The sequence below is a fragment of the Paenibacillus lutrae genome, from assembly GCF_009757775.1.
Classification (GTDB): domain Bacteria; phylum Bacillota; class Bacilli; order Paenibacillales; family NBRC-103111; genus Paenibacillus_F; species Paenibacillus_F lutrae.
In genome coordinates this window covers 269,625-286,655 of the sequence record NZ_RHLK01000004.1, presented here as the reverse complement: position 1 = coordinate 286,655, position 17,031 = coordinate 269,625, and the positions used below count along the sequence as shown (strand labels likewise).

11 protein-coding genes, 12 tRNA genes and 1 rRNA gene are annotated in these 17,031 nt (G+C 49.4%); all 24 read left to right on the top strand.

Going from position 1 to position 17,031, the window contains the following annotated elements; all coding sequences use genetic code 11:
- Nucleotides 1-9: 9 nt before the first annotated feature.
- The 24 genes from rrf to EDM21_RS10505 all read left to right on the top strand — a co-directional run bounded on the left by rrf (nucleotide 10) and on the right by EDM21_RS10505 (nucleotide 16,536).
- Nucleotides 10-126 (top strand): 5S ribosomal RNA (gene rrf, locus EDM21_RS10620).
- Nucleotides 127-131: 5 nt separating this feature from the next.
- Nucleotides 132-207 (top strand) — tRNA-Asn (locus EDM21_RS10615).
- 1 nt (nucleotide 208) lies between these two features.
- Nucleotides 209-281 (top strand) — tRNA-Thr (locus EDM21_RS10610).
- 8 nt (nucleotides 282-289) lie between these two features.
- Nucleotides 290-364 (top strand) — tRNA-Glu (locus EDM21_RS10605).
- Between the two features lie 4 nt (nucleotides 365-368).
- Nucleotides 369-444, top strand: a tRNA-Val gene (locus tag EDM21_RS10600).
- Between the two features lie 5 nt (nucleotides 445-449).
- Nucleotides 450-525: transfer RNA gene (locus EDM21_RS10595), tRNA-Thr, on the top strand.
- A 9-nt stretch (nucleotides 526-534) separates the two neighbouring features.
- Nucleotides 535-609 (top strand) — tRNA-Gln (locus tag EDM21_RS10590).
- Nucleotides 610-617: 8 nt separating this feature from the next.
- A tRNA-Lys gene (locus tag EDM21_RS10585) sits at nucleotides 618-693 on the top strand.
- A gap of 13 nt (nucleotides 694-706) precedes the next feature.
- Nucleotides 707-787, top strand: a tRNA-Leu gene (locus tag EDM21_RS10580).
- A 62-nt stretch (nucleotides 788-849) separates the two neighbouring features.
- Nucleotides 850-924 (top strand) — tRNA-Gly (locus EDM21_RS10575).
- Between the two features lie 9 nt (nucleotides 925-933).
- A tRNA-Arg gene (locus tag EDM21_RS10570) sits at nucleotides 934-1,010 on the top strand.
- Nucleotides 1,011-1,021: 11 nt separating this feature from the next.
- Nucleotides 1,022-1,098 (top strand) — tRNA-Pro (locus tag EDM21_RS10565).
- A gap of 7 nt (nucleotides 1,099-1,105) precedes the next feature.
- Nucleotides 1,106-1,179: transfer RNA gene (locus EDM21_RS10560), tRNA-Gly, on the top strand.
- Between the two features lie 232 nt (nucleotides 1,180-1,411).
- Nucleotides 1,412-4,198 (top strand): phosphoenolpyruvate carboxylase, encoded by a 2,787-nt coding sequence (ppc, locus tag EDM21_RS10555; protein WP_157335336.1) that lies wholly within the window; start codon nucleotides 1,412-1,414, stop codon nucleotides 4,196-4,198.
- A 127-nt stretch (nucleotides 4,199-4,325) separates the two neighbouring features.
- A complete protein-coding gene (gene sigW / locus EDM21_RS10550) occupies nucleotides 4,326-4,904 on the top strand; it encodes an RNA polymerase sigma factor SigW (protein ID WP_068776759.1) in 579 nt (192 codons plus the stop codon).
- 81 nt (nucleotides 4,905-4,985) lie between these two features.
- Nucleotides 4,986-5,585: a zf-HC2 domain-containing protein gene (locus EDM21_RS10545; RefSeq protein ID WP_157335334.1), complete on the top strand. Its 600-nt coding sequence runs from the start codon at nucleotides 4,986-4,988 to the stop codon at nucleotides 5,583-5,585.
- Nucleotides 5,586-5,800: 215 nt separating this feature from the next.
- The gene (gene cdaA, locus EDM21_RS10540) at nucleotides 5,801-6,619 is read left to right on the top strand and encodes a diadenylate cyclase CdaA (RefSeq protein ID WP_068776761.1); all 819 of its coding nucleotides are present in this window, start codon (nucleotides 5,801-5,803) and stop codon (nucleotides 6,617-6,619) included.
- The gene (locus EDM21_RS10535; RefSeq protein WP_166541936.1) at nucleotides 6,612-7,955 is read left to right on the top strand and encodes a CdaR family protein; all 1,344 of its coding nucleotides are present in this window, start codon (nucleotides 6,612-6,614) and stop codon (nucleotides 7,953-7,955) included. Before cdaA ends, EDM21_RS10535 begins: the two co-directional genes overlap by 8 nt.
- A gap of 142 nt (nucleotides 7,956-8,097) precedes the next feature.
- The gene (glmM, locus tag EDM21_RS10530; RefSeq protein ID WP_157335332.1) at nucleotides 8,098-9,438 is read left to right on the top strand and encodes a phosphoglucosamine mutase; all 1,341 of its coding nucleotides are present in this window, start codon (nucleotides 8,098-8,100) and stop codon (nucleotides 9,436-9,438) included.
- Between the two features lie 1,395 nt (nucleotides 9,439-10,833).
- Nucleotides 10,834-12,663: a glutamine--fructose-6-phosphate transaminase (isomerizing) gene (glmS, locus tag EDM21_RS10525; RefSeq protein ID WP_157335331.1), complete on the top strand. Its 1,830-nt coding sequence runs from the start codon at nucleotides 10,834-10,836 to the stop codon at nucleotides 12,661-12,663.
- A 167-nt stretch (nucleotides 12,664-12,830) separates the two neighbouring features.
- The gene (locus EDM21_RS10520; RefSeq protein WP_157335329.1) at nucleotides 12,831-12,974 is read left to right on the top strand and encodes a hypothetical protein; all 144 of its coding nucleotides are present in this window, start codon (nucleotides 12,831-12,833) and stop codon (nucleotides 12,972-12,974) included.
- 714 nt (nucleotides 12,975-13,688) lie between these two features.
- A complete protein-coding gene (locus EDM21_RS10515; protein WP_157335327.1) occupies nucleotides 13,689-14,270 on the top strand; it encodes a TetR/AcrR family transcriptional regulator in 582 nt (193 codons plus the stop codon).
- 152 nt (nucleotides 14,271-14,422) lie between these two features.
- Nucleotides 14,423-15,307 (top strand): NAD(P)-dependent oxidoreductase, encoded by an 885-nt coding sequence (locus EDM21_RS10510; RefSeq protein WP_157335326.1) that lies wholly within the window; start codon nucleotides 14,423-14,425, stop codon nucleotides 15,305-15,307.
- Nucleotides 15,307-16,536 carry an MFS transporter gene (locus EDM21_RS10505; RefSeq protein ID WP_201280771.1) on the top strand — a complete coding sequence of 410 codons (1,230 nt, stop codon included), beginning with the start codon at nucleotides 15,307-15,309 and terminating at the stop codon, nucleotides 16,534-16,536. Before EDM21_RS10510 ends, EDM21_RS10505 begins: the two co-directional genes overlap by 1 nt.
- Nucleotides 16,537-17,031 lie beyond the last annotated feature (495 nt).

Here is a 17,031-nt window from a genome sequence, read left to right as displayed (position 1 = left end):
AACATCCTGTTTGGTGACGATGGCGGAAGGGAACCACGCGTACCCATCCCGAACACGACCGTTAAGCCTTCCAGCGCCGATGGTACTTGGACCGCAGGGTCCTGGGAGAGTAGGACGTTGCCAAGCGTTATTCCCTGATAGCTCAGTTGGTAGAGCACTCGACTGTTAATCGAGTTGTCACAGGTTCGAGTCCTGTTCGGGGAGCCATGCTTCCATAGCTCAGTAGGTAGAGTGCTTCCATGGTAAGGAAGAGGTCACCGGTTCGAATCCGGTTGGAAGCTTGTCAGAAGGCCCGTTGGTCAAGGGGTTAAGACACCTCCCTTTCACGGAGGTAACAGGGGTTCGAATCCCCTACGGGTCACCATAGTGGAGGCTTAGCTCAGCTGGGAGAGCATCTGCCTTACAAGCAGAGGGTCGGCGGTTCGATCCCGTCAGCCTCCACCATATATGCCGTTGTAGCTCAACTGGTAGAGCAACTGACTTGTAATCAGTAGGTTGGGGGTTCAAGTCCTCTCGACGGCACCAGATTTACCTTGGGGATTAGCCAAGCGGTAAGGCAACGGACTTTGACTCCGTCATGCATAGGTTCAAATCCTATATCCCCAGCCATTTTTTTCGAGCCATTAGCTCAGTTGGTAGAGCACCTGACTTTTAATCAGGGTGTCGAAGGTTCGAGTCCTTCATGGCTCACCATTTTTACTTACATGCGCGTGTGGCGGAATTGGCAGACGCACTAGACTTAGGATCTAGCGTCTTTGACGTGGGGGTTCAAGTCCCTCCACGCGCATATTAATTTCAAGTATTTTAATGAAGATAATACTTGCTAATTAGTAAAAGGTATGATATAATGCGGAAGTGGCTCGGCGGTAGAGCATCGCCTTGCCAAGGCGAGGGTCGCGGGTTCGATTCCCGTCTTCCGCTCCAACTTCATACGTGCCCTTAGCTCAGCTGGATAGAGCGTTTGACTACGAATCAAAAGGCCGGGAGTTCGAATCTCTCAGGGCACGCCATATTTTTTTGTCGGGACGTAGCTCAGCTTGGTAGAGCACCTGGTTTGGGACCAGGGGGTCGCATGTTCAAATCGTGTCGTCCCGACCATATGTATGCGGGTGTAGTTCAATGGTAGAACTCCAGCCTTCCAAGCTGGTAGCGTGGGTTCGATTCCCATCACCCGCTCCATACATACAAGTACAGACCTCTAGGAGGTCTTTTTTTGTTATATTCACTACTTGGCTTATTTAAATAGTCGAAGGATTCTGCACATTTCCTTAAATTGCATGCGCTCTTTCTTTAAAAATAGCTATAATGCAACGCGTGAATGTGGTAAAATATTCTGCAATGAGTATCAATCTTGACGAATTAGGGTGTTTTTTGTTTCAGCGATTAACAAGTAGAGAGAAGAGGCGAGGACATGTCGGATAACGAATCAATTGTTCAAAAAAATACAACGAACAACTTGCTTCGCAGGGATGTGCGTTTTCTAGGGCATATACTTGGAGAAGTACTGGTCCATCAGGGTGGCAATGAACTTCTTGCCGTGGTAGAGAAGATCCGAGAACTGAGTAAGTCACTGAGAGCTCAATACGATCCTGCTATTTATGCAGAAATCAAGGAAACAATAAACGGATTGCAGCCTGAAATTCGACATCAGGTTATTCGTGCGTTTGCGATATATTTTCAGCTGGTCAATATTGCGGAGCAGAATCATCGGATCCGGCGTAAGCGTGATTATGAACGTTCTTCCGGGGAGACCGTACAGCCCGGTTCGATCGAAAGCATCGTACAGCGTCTTAAACAAAACGAAATCTCCTATCAGGAGGTTCAGGATATCCTTCAGGAAATTTCCCTTGAGCTGGTTATTACAGCACATCCGACAGAAGCAACCAGACGTGCTGTTCTAGACATTCATCAGCGTATATCCCAAGATGTTATCCTGCTTGATAACCCGACCTTAACTTTCCGTGAGAGAGAAAACCTGCGTGAGAAGCTCCTGGCTGAAGTAATGACGCTTTGGCAGACGGATGAGCTTCGCAATCGTAAACCGACCGTTATCGACGAAGTGCAGAATGGGATGTATTATTTTGACGAAACTTTGTTCGATGTGCTTCCTGAGGTCTATCAGGAGCTTGAGCGCTGTCTAGACAAATACTATCCGAATGAAACTTGGCATGTGCCTAGCTTCCTTAAATTCGGTTCATGGATCGGTGGAGACCGGGATGGTAACCCGTCCGTTACTTCTGATGTAACATGGGAAACGCTTGAGCTGCACCGCGGGCTTGCTTTGAAGAAATATGAAGCCATTCTTGCGGATGTCATGAACCACTTGAGCTTCAGTAAGAATCTTGCCGAAGTCAGTGAGGAGCTGCAGAACTCAATCGAAGTGGATAAGGAAGTATTCGGACCGCGTACTGAACTTTGGAGCAATAGCGATGAGCCTTACCGTATCAAGCTCGCTTATATGATCGAAAGAGTGCGGAATACGGGGAATGCTCTTGCTGAATCTAATGAAAAGTATGCTTCCCCGGATGAGATGATCCAGGATTTATATATTATTGAAAGAAGCTTGCGGAGTCACTTTGCGGACTTTGCAGCAGATGCTTATATCAAAAAGCTCATTCGCCAGGTAGAGCTGTTCGGATTCCACTTGGCTACTCTAGATATTCGTCAACACAGCAGAGAGCATGAGATGGCGATGACAGAAGTCTTAAAGAGAACCAGCATCGTGGAAGATTACAGCCAGCTATCCGAGAAAGAGAAGATTGATCTGCTCAGCAAGCTGCTTGACGAACCGCGTCCAATTACATCGCCTTATATGAAATATACGGAAGCGACCGAAGAATGTCTCAATGTATATCGCAATATATATAAAGCTCAACAGGAATTCGGACGCAATTGTTTGCACAGCTACCTGATCAGTATGACTTGTGGTGCAAGTGATATGTTGGAAGTTATGGTATTCGCCAAGGAAGTAGGCCTTTACCGTAAAGAAGAAGATGGCACAGTCGTGAGCACCATTCAATCGGTTCCTTTGTTTGAGACGATTGACGATCTGCATGAAGCTCCTGAAATTATGAATACGCTGCTGAACATTCCAGCGTATCGTGCCAGCCTTAACCAGGCGGCTCCCATGCATGAAATTATGCTCGGCTACTCGGACAGCAACAAAGACGGCGGTGTGATTACAGCCAACTGGGAGCTGCGCGTAGCTCTTCGTAAGCTTACCGATATGGGGAACAAGAACGGAGTTAAGCTCAAGTTCTTCCATGGACGCGGCGGTTCCTTAGGACGCGGAGGAATGCCTCTAAACCGCAGTATCCTGGCACAGCCTGTGGATACAATCGGCAGTGGAATTAAGATTACGGAGCAAGGAGAGGTATTATCCTCCCGTTATTCCTTGCAAGGTATTGCGTACCGGAGCCTGGAGCAGGCGACTTTCGCTCTGATCAAGGGTGCTGTGCTTGCCCGTAATCCTGAGCGTCCCGCTAAAGAGACGCAATGGGAAGCAATCATGAAGGATATTTCCGAAACGGCACAGAATAAGTATCAAGATCTTATTTTCCGTGACAAAGACTTCATGACGTTCTTCAAGCAATCCACACCGCTTCCGGAAGTCGGAGAGCTCAATATCGGTTCCCGCCCTTCCAAACGTAACAACAGCGACCGTTTCGAAGATTTGCGCGCTATTCCGTGGGTATTCGCCTGGACACAGAGCCGTTACCTGCTTCCGGCTTGGTATGCCGCCGGTACAGCGCTTCAGACCTTTTATCAGAACAAAGAAGAGAATATGGAAGTTCTGAAGGATATGTATGAGAACTGGTCATTCTTTAGATCCATGATCGATGGTCTTCAAATGGCCTTAGCTAAAGCAGATCTGCTTATTGCAAAAGAATATGGCAGCTTGCTTAAAGAGAGTGATATCGCCGATCGTATCTACGAGCTGATCAGCACGGAGTACAACTTAACCTCCGAGTTGATTCTGAAAATTACAGGTCAACAGGAAATCCTCGATAACGTACCTGTTATTCAGGAATCGATCCGGCTGCGCAATCCATACGTCGATCCGCTAAGTTATTTGCAGGTAGATCTGCTTAAAGAACTGCGCGCGATCCGTGAGACAGACCAGGATGATGCCTTCCTGCTTCGCGAAGTTCTTCTCACCATCAATGGAATCGCTGCAGGCCTTCGCAATACAGGTTGATCGTCCACATTATGCATAGGCACTGGAACAACGAAGTCAAGCCGTCCTCCGGGCGGCTCGACTTTACGTGTTTTACCGAACATTAGTGAAAAGAAGCCCGCATTTCCTAGGGTTGGAGGAGTTATCGTTGAATTTAGTAGAAACACGATTAGCCAAGCTAGCAAGGAATGGGGATCGTGGTGCTTTTGAGGAACTGGTGAATTTATATAAGGACAAAATCTTTCACCTGGCCTACCGAATGCTCGGTAATAAGCAGGAAGCCGAAGATGCGGTGCAGGATACTTTTCTGCGCGTATACAACAACCTGGATCGGTACGATGAGAACCAGAAGTTTTCTACCTGGATCTTCAGAATCGGAACGAATTTATGCATAGACCGGCTGCGCAAACGAAAACCAACTTATTCCCTCGACGCCGAAATGCCGGATAGCGATGGGAACGATTTTTATGCCATGCTTGCAAGCAAGGACAACCTGCCTGTGGACCAGATCATCCTGTCGGAAACGCAGCAGGTCATACGCCGAGCCATTGACACTCTACCGGAAAAATATAAGTCCGTCGTTATTCTCCGCTATCTGCACGACATGTCGCTGCAAGAAATAGGAGACGTACTGAAGATGCCGGTAACAACCGTCAAGACCCGCGTACACCGTGGACGGGAGTACTTGCGCAAAAAACTTGAGGCGGACGGAAATTTTTCTAAGTAGTCCTCGATATTTTGAAACATCTTTGCCGGCCATACGTATGGTATTACACTAATGGCAAAGAACGAGAAAGGAGTGGCTCGGATGAATTGCAAACAGGCCCTCCCTTTGATGCACGAATATTTGGATGGGGATTTGCAAGGGTCAGAGGCGCTGGATCTGAAGCAGCACCTTTTGACATGCCCGGAGTGTCATGCGATTTTCCGTCAGATGGAAACAACGGATGCACTGGTCCGGTCCATACCGGCTCCAGTCGCGTCGAGTGATCTCACCGACCGTATTATGGGCTCTCTGCCTCCCGTGAAGAAACGCTCGCCTTGGATCCAGTGGGTGCGTAAGCATCCGGCCGTATCTGTCGCGGCCGTATTCCTTTTGACGATGGCAGGAAGCTTCGGATCGATGTGGAACAACAACACGGAGTTGATGGTACGCGGCACGGATCTCGACAGGGTCATCATTCAAGGCGATAAAGTTATCGTGCCCAAAGGTGAGACGGTAAAAGGCAATCTAGTCGTTGAGAATGGGGAACTGGTTGTCGAAGATAACGCTAACGTTGAAGGCAACCTGGTGGTTATAGACGGAAATATGTATTTAGCTTCTACTGCTCATATCACGGGAGACAAGATCCGGATTGATCAGGCACTAAGCTGGCTGTGGTTCAAAATAAACGAGATGGTGCACTGAGCGGCCGTCTCCTCCATTTCAAACAATAGTGAAAGAACGAATAATTCACCCAAGGTCCTTTTTGGTAATTCCGAAAAGGACTTTTTCTCATTTTTTCCTGAAAATCGCTCCGATAGAAGAATTGCATGGAATGTGGTATTATCAAGGAATAGACAGATAAAGATAAGAAAGCGTAGAAAGATTCTGATTCGTTGCTTTGATTTGGGGGAACTACAGTGGAATTATTCTCAGATATTTCCATCACGGATATTATTGATATTTCAATTGTCAGTTACGTGGTATACAAATTAATTATGCTGCTGCGCGGCACAAGAGCCATTCAGCTTATGAAGGGTATCTTCGTGGTTTTGGTAACGTGGGCCCTTAGTGTAGCATTTTCATTGAACACTCTGCAGTGGATTATGAACCAGATGTTCACCGTAGGATTGATCGCAATCATTATTATTTTCCAGCCGGAGCTCAGGAGAGCCTTGGAACAACTGGGAAGGGGGCGCTTCTTCTCAAGAATGTCCTCCAGTGATGTGGATCATGACGTGAACATTCGAATCGGAGAAGTCATTAAAGCAATGAACTACTTGTCCCGGCGCAAGATCGGGGCTTTAATCGTTTTTGAAAAGGAAACGGGCCTTACGGATTACATTGAATCGGGGATTGCTGTAAATGGGCGGATCAGCTCGGAGCTGCTTATTAATATTTTCATCCCGAACACGCCTCTTCATGATGGTGCGGTCATTATTCGCAACAATCAGCTGATGGCAGCGGGTTGTTATTTGCCTCTGTCGGAGAATCCTTTTATCAGCAAAGAGCTGGGTACCCGGCATAGAGCGGCCATTGGTATGAGCGAGGTATCGGATGCTATCTGTCTTATCGTGTCCGAGGAAACAGGCCAAATCTCTTTGTCGCTTAACGGGCAAGTCGTACGTGACATTAAGGAAGAATCTTTGATTTCGAAGCTGTTCGATGAACTCAGGCCCAAGGCAAAAGTCAGGCAGAACCCTTTGAAGAAATGGTGGGGGGGACGCAAACGTGGATAAATGGCTAAGGAACACTAACGTCGTAAGAGTGATTGCCATTATAATCGGAATCCTGCTCTGGGCGGTTGTCCGTATGGAGGGAAGTACAGTAACCAATACGGGCTCGTCGGGTATTAAGGAGCTGCCGATCAGCAACGTAGAGATTACCGCTAAATACGATTCCGATCAATATTATATCTCTTCCATTGAACCGAGCCGGGTTCAGGTTGTTTTGAAGGGAAAAGATTCAACACTTAAAAAAGTCAGCACGAGTAACTATAAGGTTATTCTGGATTTAACAAAGTCTTCCGGCAAGGGGGAATACGTTCTGCCGCTGGAAGCGGTCGGTTTCCCGTCCTCACTCGAGGTGGAGATTGTTCCGCGGAATGTGAAGGTAGTTGTGGAAGAAATGGTGAAGAAGGAAGTTCCGGTCAAAATTAATGTAAAAGGCACTCCGGAATCAGGGTACAAGCCCGGGGATCCTATTGCTAAGCCGAATAAAGTACACGTCACGGTCCCTGCCGGTAAAGAGGGAGAGGTATATTCGGTTCAAGGGGATATATCGGTAGAAAAAGCGGATTCTGCGGTATCCAAGCAGGTCAAGCTGAAGGTCTATAACAAAGAGGGAAATGAGCTGAATTACAGTGTAAGTCCGGCCGTTGTGGATGTGGATGTGCCTGTAACCAGCCCGTTCAAAACCGTGCCGCTGCAGATTCAGCTGACAGGAACTCCTCCGGCCGGATACAGCATCGGATCCGTTAAACAGAATCCGGATAAGATCATGGTCTATGGCCCGCAGAATATACTGGATAACATGGAATTCTACTCGGCCGGTCCGATCAAAATCGACGGGCTCACGGCAACGAAAGAATTTAGCCTTGACATTCCTCTTCAAAAAGGGGTTACGCAGGTGGAGCCATCCAAGGTTCAGGTGACGGTAGAGATTGTACCTTCTACGAAGAAGGACTTCCCTGACATTGCGCTGACAGTCGTCGGGCAGGCAGAGGGGACGGATGTGAAGTTCAGTTCTCCTGCGGAAGGGAGCATTACCCTCACGTTAGAAGGTGCGGCGCCGCAGATTGCCGCATTGAAGCCGGAAGATGTGCAGGCCATTGTGGATATAAGCAATTTGCCGCCGGGGACGCATGAGGTGCCGATTACGCTTAATCTGCCCTCCTATATCAAAGACGGAGGAACATCGGTAACGAAGGCTACTGTAGTTATTACAGCAAGCGGCAATTCAAAGGAGCCGGCCAAACCGGCGCCGACGCCTACTCCTACTCCATCCCCGTCAGTCCCGCCGGCTCCAGCAGAGCCAGGCACGGCCAGCCCGCCGGTGGAGAAAAAGGAACCGTAAGCCTTAACCACTGAAAGTCAGCATGGAATCCGAATAGTTTAGAAGTCGGGGTAATTAACCAACTAACGGATTTCTATTTATGGGATCGGTGTTTTGTATATGAAGATGGATGAAGCTTGTGATAAAAGGGGAGAAAAGAGATATGGGGAAATATTTTGGAACGGACGGAGTACGCGGGGTTGCCAATAAGGAGTTAACTCCCGAGATGGCTTTCAAAATCGGGCGCTGCGGGGGTTTTGTGCTGACGGGTAAGGCTAAGCACCCTAAGGTAGTCATCGGGCGTGACACCCGGATCTCCGGCCCGATGCTGGAGTCGGCGCTGGTCGCCGGTCTGCTGTCGATCGGCGCTAACGTGATCCGTCTGGGCGTCGTATCCACGCCAGCCGTCGCGTACTTGACGCGAGTGATGGGCGCCGACGCCGGCGTGATGATCTCCGCCTCTCATAATCCCGTGGAAGACAACGGGATTAAGTTCTTCGGCGGAGACGGATATAAGCTGCTCGATGAGACCGAGAACGAAATCGAGCGTCTGCTCGACGCGGACTGCGATGATCTGCCGCGTCCGGTTGGCGGACAGATCGGAAGCGTGTCCGACGATCTGAAGGCGAAGCAGAAGTACGCCGACTTCGTGAAGGCGACGGTGAATCACTCCTTCGGCGGCATGAAGATCGTCATGGACTGCTCGAACGGAGCGGCCTACGAGCTGGCGCCGAAGATTTTCCGCGAGTTGGGAGCGGAAGTGATCACGCTCGCCGTAGAGCCGGACGGCTGCAACATCAACGAAGGATGCGGGTCGACGCATCCGCAGAACTTGCAGCGGGCCGTCGTGGAACATGGCGCGCATCTGGGGCTTGCCTTTGACGGCGATGCCGACAGGCTGATCGCGATCGATGAGCTTGGCGAAGAAGTCGACGGTGACTTCATCCTGAGCATTTGCGGGGATGCGATGAACCGGGCCGGCAAGCTGAACCACAGCACGATTGTGACGACGGTAATGGCCAACATCGGTTTTTTCAAGGGAATTGAGGGTTATGGGCTCAAAGCGACGCAAACCGCTGTAGGCGACCGTTATGTGATGGAAGAGATGCGTAAGGGCGGCTACAATCTGGGTGGCGAGCAGTCCGGTCATGTGATCTTCCTGGATTACAATACGACAGGCGACGGCATCCTGACAGGTTTGCAGCTGGTAGATACCCTTGTATCGACAGGGCGTTCGCTGAGCGACTCTAAAACCATTATGCGCAAGTTCCCGCAGGTGCTGGTGAATGTGCGCGTAGCCGACAAGAGCAAGCTCAGCGACAATGGGGCGATTGCAGGTGCGATCACAGCCGTTGAAAGCCAGCTTGGGGATAATGGGCGTGTGCTGGTGCGTCCTTCCGGTACGGAGTCTCTAATCCGCGTTATGGCGGAGGGACCCGATAAGGAGACGGTAGAGGGCTACGTGAATGATATTGTCGAGGTTGTGAAGCGGGAGCTGGGCTAAGCCTGCAGGGCCTGTCAGCAGTGTAGGGAGGCCCTTGCCTTGGTAAGCGGCACTTGAAGCTTCCTGATGGATACCAGAGTTGGATTTCTTATAAATGAAAGCGTGAAAGGGAGATTCCTTTTGCGCTTTTTTTGTCGGAGCAATGGTTTGGTCTGATTTGGTGCAAGCGTTGATTTTAAAAGGGTTATGGAGAGAACGGCTGTGGTACGGTGGGTTTAAGTAATTGGTAACCTTGCTATTAACCATGCGAATATTACGTGGACAGTGGCTTGCAACAAGGGGGGCCTAATTAGGAATGGGGATAGTGAACGTACAAAGGAGGATGAATCCTACGTATTCGCCTAATATTTAACTTTGGGTTGGGTGCTTGTATCTCGATTCGCGTCATAGAAGTTGCAAAGCTGCGCAAAAATGAATATGATAGGGTATATCTTTTTTTACTCAAGCATAGGAAGGTGGGTCGTTAAACGGGTTTCAACAAGCGCCAGAACTTGTGCGGAAAGCAATTCTCTCTGTAAGAGGCATGCGGACAATCGTCTAGTGTGCAGGGCAGAGGTGATAAGCGGAGCCGACAAGTTGACGAGGTGAAGGTGTTCGAATTTTCGGCGGGGACCTTCCGGCATTCTCATTCGTGCCGACAAGCTGACATGCAAACTGTCCGGGTGACCGGGCATACAAGAATTCAGCGGAATGATCCATAGTTTGTTTTTTAAAGATAGGGAACTGACTTGTGCTGCCAGGCAGCCATGCAGGTCTCATCTTCAGACTGCACATCGTATCGGACGGAACCGCGGAAGCGGCGAACGAGGCAGTCAGGTTTGTTTCTTATGTTTAGAGGATCTGTGTGCAGTTGCGGTCCTTCTCTTAAGCTGTATCTAAAAGCATCTTTCGGGTGTGCTGTAAGAGTTCAATGGGTAAGGTTGCCAGAGGGCAGACTGTTCTAGGTTTTATCGTATTGCTTGTCCAACGAACGGTGATAGAAGTAGAAGAAATGTGGAGTTTATATGAGAGGGCTGGGGCCTAGAAGCTTCCGGCAGTTGTCTAACCGGATAGTTGTTGAAAAATCGGCTTGTAAAAAGCTTTTATGAGTGTGTCTTTTATAGAAAGACGGAACTTTGTTATCGTATAAACCTTATTGATTTTTTAATAATCACATGGAGTGAGCCGGATAGAACTTCGATTTTGTCGAAAAAAGTATTAGCGTAACAGCGCTATAAAAATCGACTTATTGATACGAAATGTATCGAATGTAGATGAAGCTTGGTAGACGGCAGGAGACAAGACTAGAAATGGAGAGAGCATTCCATTCACTGATCCGCCGATCTTTGACAAACAGCCTGTGAACATCCGCCTGAGGCGGAGCGGGTCATAGAGCTCAATATGGGGGTATTCACTATGTGCGGTATTGTTGGATATATTGGTAAACGTGATTCACAAGAGGTTCTGATTGAGGGTCTTAAAAAGCTGGAATATCGCGGTTATGACTCTGCGGGTGTCGCTGTGTACACAGAAGGCGGGCTGGAGATCAAGAAGGCCAAAGGCCGTCTGGCAGTACTGGAGTCGGAGCTTAGCGATGCACCTCTGAATGGTACGGTCGGAATCGGGCATACCCGCTGGGCTACGCACGGCAAGCCTTCGAACGAGAATTCGCATCCTCATACGGACAATTCGAAGAAATTCTCCGTGGTTCATAACGGAATTATTGAGAATTACATTTCGCTAAAAGAAGAGCTGATTGCACAAGGGCATACATTCGTTTCGGAAACGGACACCGAAGTGATTTCGCACCTGATTGCAGAGCTTTACGAAGGCGATATTGTAAAAGCAGTTCAACAGGCGGTGAAGCGGATGAAGGGGGCTTTTGCTCTCGGAGTGCTGACGGAGTATGAACCGGATCGTCTGGTCGCTGTCCGTCTGGCAAGTCCGCTCGTTGTCGGCGTAGGGGAGGGTGAGAATTTCATCGGATCGGACATTCCGGCAATCCTCGAATATACGCGCAATGTGTACATTCTGAATGATGGTGAAATGGCGCTGTTAACCCGTGAGGGTGTCGAATTAATGACGATCGAGGGGAATTTTATTTCTCGGGAAATGTTCCATGTCGATTGGGATTTGGTCACAGCCGAGAAAGCGGGCTTCGATCACTTCATGATGAAAGAAATCTACGATCAGCCCAAAGCGTATCGCGATACGATCGGAAGCCGGATTTCGGAAGATGGAAGCCGCGTTGTGCTGGATGAAATCGGGATGACGGCGGATGAGATCCGTAGGATCCGCAACATTCATATCGTGGCGTGCGGTACGGCTTATCATGCAGGGCTTGTCGGCAAAAGTGTAATTGAGAAGCTGGTACGCATTCCAGTCGAAGCGGATGTCGCTTCGGAGTACAGGTACCGGGCGCCGATTATTACACCGGAAACGCTGGTTATCGTGGTAAGCCAGTCCGGTGAAACGGCGGATACGCTGGCTGCGCTGCGTGAAGCAAAGCGAAGTGGCGCGCGTGTCTTAGCTATCACGAATGTCGTCGGCAGCTCTGTCTCCCGTGAAGCGGACGATGTACTCGTCACATGGGCCGGGCCGGAGATCGCTGTCGCTTCGACAAAAGCCTATACGACGCAGCTCATGGCGTTCTACCTGCTCGGCCTGTACCTGGCGCAGACGTTGGAAACGCTGGAGCAGGCGGAAATCGTCCGCACGCTCGCAGCTATGCAGAGCCTGCCGGAGCAGGTGGAGAGCATTCTCGCGCGCAGCGAAGAGATTAAAGCGTACGCGGAGAAAATTGCATCGCATGAGCACCTGTTCTTCATCGGCCGCGGCTTGGATTATGCGGTGGCGCTGGAAGGATCGCTGAAGCTGAAAGAGATCTCGTACATTCACTCCGAAGCTTATCCCGCGGGTGAGCTGAAGCACGGAACCCTCGCGCTGATCGAGGAAGGCGTGCCGGTCATTGCGCTGGGGCTGCAGACGGAGCTTATCGAGAAGACCGTCAGCAATATCAAGGAAGTCACCGCGCGCGGCGGTGAGGTGCTGGGGATTGCTTATGAAGGCGACAACGAGCTGGCGAAGTCGGTCGACCGGACGTTCAGCATTCCGCGCACGCTGGACCTGCTGTCGCCTGCTCTGACGGTGATTCCGCTGCAGCTGCTGTCTTACTACGCGTCCCTTGCTCGCGGCAATGACGTGGATAAACCGCGGAATTTGGCGAAGAGCGTGACAGTGGAGTAGGTAAGTCGATGTTTAGGAAGCCAGCTGTTAACAAAGAGAAAGCTCCACTACGCTTATTGTTTCGCACCTTCAAAGGCATTGGAGCTTACGTTCAGCAAGAATAAAGCAACTGGGGCGCTAATATTAGCCCCTTTTTAACTATCCCACATTTTAGGGAGATACTTATTATGGTACAAATCGCTATTTCTGAAGATGGAAAATCTTTTGCTGAAGAAGTGATCGATTGCGGCAATGCGGATTTCGTAGTGGAATCAGTCGATCCGGCATTCACTAACATGGAAATAAAAGCTCAGCTTGCATTTGAACTCTAATTACGCGAAGACGCGGCTAAGGTCTGGGAGATACATACCCAGGCCTTTTTTTAATTTATCCAATTGAGAGGGGAAGTCTGTGATGAACCAAATGGCAACCTTATTCCATGATCCGAATTTCGGAATTCTAAGTGAGGACACGCTGGAGGAAGTGGGTATCTCCTATTCAATGGAGAAGACCTCCGTTCCTTGCTCGAAGTCAATGCTTTCTACTGCAAGACATTCATTGCCGCTATCTCGCTAAAGGATCTGAATCATTTGCGACCAACCACGCAACTCACCATCGCGACCTTTTATATCGTATCAATGGTCGATATCTGTAAGGAATGAGGTGGCCTAAATGACGCAACTGATGCTTTTTGCTGAGTGGGAGCCAAGGACAACTATGAAAGGGCGGTTCAAGTCACATCCTATCAAGGATATTTTCGGATGAAGTCCTCTGGGATACTCTTATGAATTTTTCTAAGTTCCTTGGGATACCTATGAGGTTTTAATAAAAAGTATACATAAGTAAATATGGATAACAAACTTTGTTACCGAAATTTTGCACGAGCTCCGACAATTCCTTGGTTTTACTAACAAACTTACCAGGAGATTTAGCCTCCTTCTCTTCCTGCTGCGGATTCTTTTTTCACATGAAGGTGTCCTTGACTTTGAAAGCAAGCACTTCTATACTATTACAGAACGATCATTCCAAAACAGGAGGCGATTATCTTGCGTCCAAGAGAATTTGATCTGGACGATATAGTGGACGCAGCCATGCAAGTTTTTTGGCAACGCGGTTATTCCGCGACCTCGATTCAAGATTTGGTCGAAGGTACTAGCTTGGGCCGCAGCAGTATATACAATGCCTTTGGAAGCAAGCATGAACTTTATGAGCACTCGCTTCGCCGGTATCAGGAGTTAAAAGCCCGAAAGATTGCGGTGCTCTTTGAACCCGTTTCGGTTAAAGAGCGAGTCCGGCGGCTGTTGATGGACGTCGTTGACGAAGAACTCGGCGATGAAAAGGGATACGGCTGCATGACTGCGAACGCAGCGCTAGAGCTTGCAAGTCATGATGAGGCGGTAGCTGTAATCGTGTCGCAAAATTATAATTATTTAGAGATGGTATTGTACGGGGTATTTTGTCGCGCCCAAGAGAACGGTGAAATTGCTTCAAACAAGAACGCTCGTGCACTCGCTCGGTTTGTGCTGAGTACGATTCAAGGGCTGCGGGTATTAAGCAAAGGCTGTCTTGGTCAAAATCGGAGACAGCTCTTGCTTGATGTGGTCGATGTAACGATCGATGCACTTTAAAGAACGACCTTGACACAGAATCTTAATCCAATTCTGATAACCTGCATCCTATGCAGGAATTTTTTTACCGGTTTTGTAACGTGCGTTCCAAATTAGATTGGCGAAATGCATGTCCTGCGTGCAATTTCCATTCACCTATAGGAGGTTTTGAAATGTCAAATACTAAAAACTCGAAGCAATTAAAAACGATTGCGGTACTTGGCACCGGCATCATCGGTGCGGCTGTGGCGCGCAATTTGCAGAAACATTTGTTTGCCGTGCGTGTTTGGAATCGGACACGTGACAAGACAGAGGCGCTCGCATTATGCGGTGTTGATGTGTTTGATACGCCCCGGGAAGCCGTTGAGGGGGCGGACATTATTATTACGCTTCTCAAGGACGGACCGGTCGTATTGGACGTGATGGAATCCGCTGCACCTGATTTGTCCAAGGGGGGGATCTGGATTCAGATGAGTACGGTCGGAATCACGGCGATCGATGAACTGGCGGCCTTTGCGAAGCGGCGGGAACTTAAGTTTTACGACGCACCTATCCAAGGTACACGTCAACCGGCGGAACAGGGACAACTTGTCATTCTCGCATCTGGACCAACCGAAGAGCGAGACAACGTACAACCGGTTTTTGACGCCATCGGCAAACGTACCATATGGGTTTCCGATCGGATCGGAGCGAGCAGCCGTCTCAAGTTGGCACTGAACAGTTGGGCTTTCGCACTGACTCATGGTGTCGCTGAAAGTCTTGCGATAGCAAAGGGGCTCGGCATCGATCCAGCACTTGTGGTGAATGTCGTTAAAGGTGGTCCGATGGATAGCGGATACTTTCAGCTTAAGGCCGCATCCATCCTCGCGGATGACTATACAACCAGCTTTTCTATCGCTAATGCGGTCAAAGATGCGCAGTTGGTTGTTGAAGCTGCTGAGCAGGCGGGTATCCAAGTGGATACTACGGTTGCCGGGCTGCAGAGATTCCTGCGAGCTCTCGAAGCTGGGCATGGTGACAAAGATATGGCTGCATCCGGGTTAGTCAGAGTAGAATGATGAGTACGTCCGAAAACAACAAATCAGTCGCATCTGACTTCCAAGATGCGCCTAAGGCAGATTCAGATCGACTTCCCATTTGGCGGCTGCTGGCGTTTACGATGGCCGGCTTCATCGCAATAATGACGGAAACGATGCCAGCAGGCTTGATGCCGCAAATCGGTCGAGGCCTCGGCGTCTCAGAGGCGCTGGTGGGCCAACTCGTGACGCTTTATGCCTTTGGCTCGGTGGTGGCAGCGATTCCGCTCATTGCCGTGACGCGCAGTTGGCGCAGAAAACAGGTGTTGCTGCTGGCGATTGGCGGACTGTTCCTCTTTAATACCGTAACCGCATTGTCCGCCAACTATGCGCTGACACTGGCAGCACGATTCGTTGCCGGCATGGCCGCAGGTTTGACATGGGGACTGCTTGCGGGCTATGCGCGGCGGATGGTGCCGCATCATCTGCAGGGGCGCGCTTTGGCGATTGTGGGGGTGGGCCAACCTATCGCTTTGTCTTTAGGGGTGCCGCTGGGCACCTGGCTTGGAACCTTTTTCGATTGGCAAGGCGTTTTTGGGATCATGTCCGTATTCGCGCTTGCGCTGATCGTATGGGTGCTGGTAGCGGTGCCCAATCATCCTGGCCAAACGGCGCACCAACGACAGCCTGTACGTAAAATTTTTATGACACCCGGGGTCCGCCCGGTGTTGTTTGTGATCTTTGTCTGGATATTGGCCCACAACATCCTCTACACCTACATCGCGCCATTTATGGCTCGTGTTGGACTCGCCAACCATTTAGACCTCGTCCTGTTCATCTTTGGTGTCTCATCCATAGTCGGGATTTGGGTTACTGGCCTGTTAGTTGACGGATGGCTTCGCGCATTGACGCTTATTAGCCTTGCTGTGTTCGCGGCGGCCTCAACGGTACTGGGAATCTCCAGCGAAGAGCCGTTAATCATCTATCTTGGCATTTCTGCCTGGGGCCTTACTTTTGGTGGTGCACCGACGTTATTACAGATAGCTATAACGGATGCCGCTGGAGAGGGAGCTGATGTGGCGCAGTCGATGCTAGTAACAATCTTCAACCTCGCGGTTGCCGGGGGCGGTGTCGTTGGCGGACTGTTGCTGGAACACATGGGGGCAGGAATCATCCCTTGGGCGATTGCACTACTGAGCCTCATCGGCTTGTTCACTGCATGGAAGAGCAAGGTCCACGCTTTTAAGCCTGGTCGTCGCGAAGCAAGATGACAACTCTGCTGCTTTCGACCTTAATTGCATCAGATTATCTAGTGAATGGTAAGGTATTGGGCTACATATGAGATTGAGGTTCAGGGAAAGCTTCGCACCACATCATGAGAGTCTGTAAAATAGTTTGTGTAAACTCCCAAATCCATTAAAATAGAAGTATATGAGAGGTCGGGGAGAACACATAGGATTATGGGCTGGATAATCTCAGCGGTTTTTTTACATTTAATCGGAAGGCACTGCGCTGAATATTATCTCAAACCATTAACAGAAACAAGTTTGCGAAGAGAAACGGAATTTTTATGAAATGGCTGTACTAGCGGAGTTTGGGAACTTTGTTCGTTCCAAATTGTAAACCATGAAAATAAAGCAAAGGTTGCCTGTATTTTAGGGCGACCTTTTTTCATGGACATGGTCGTACGCTAATACAATGTTAATTGTATTGCCATTAAGCTAACGGATACAATAGTTTAAAATTAAGTGGGGTCAACTATATTA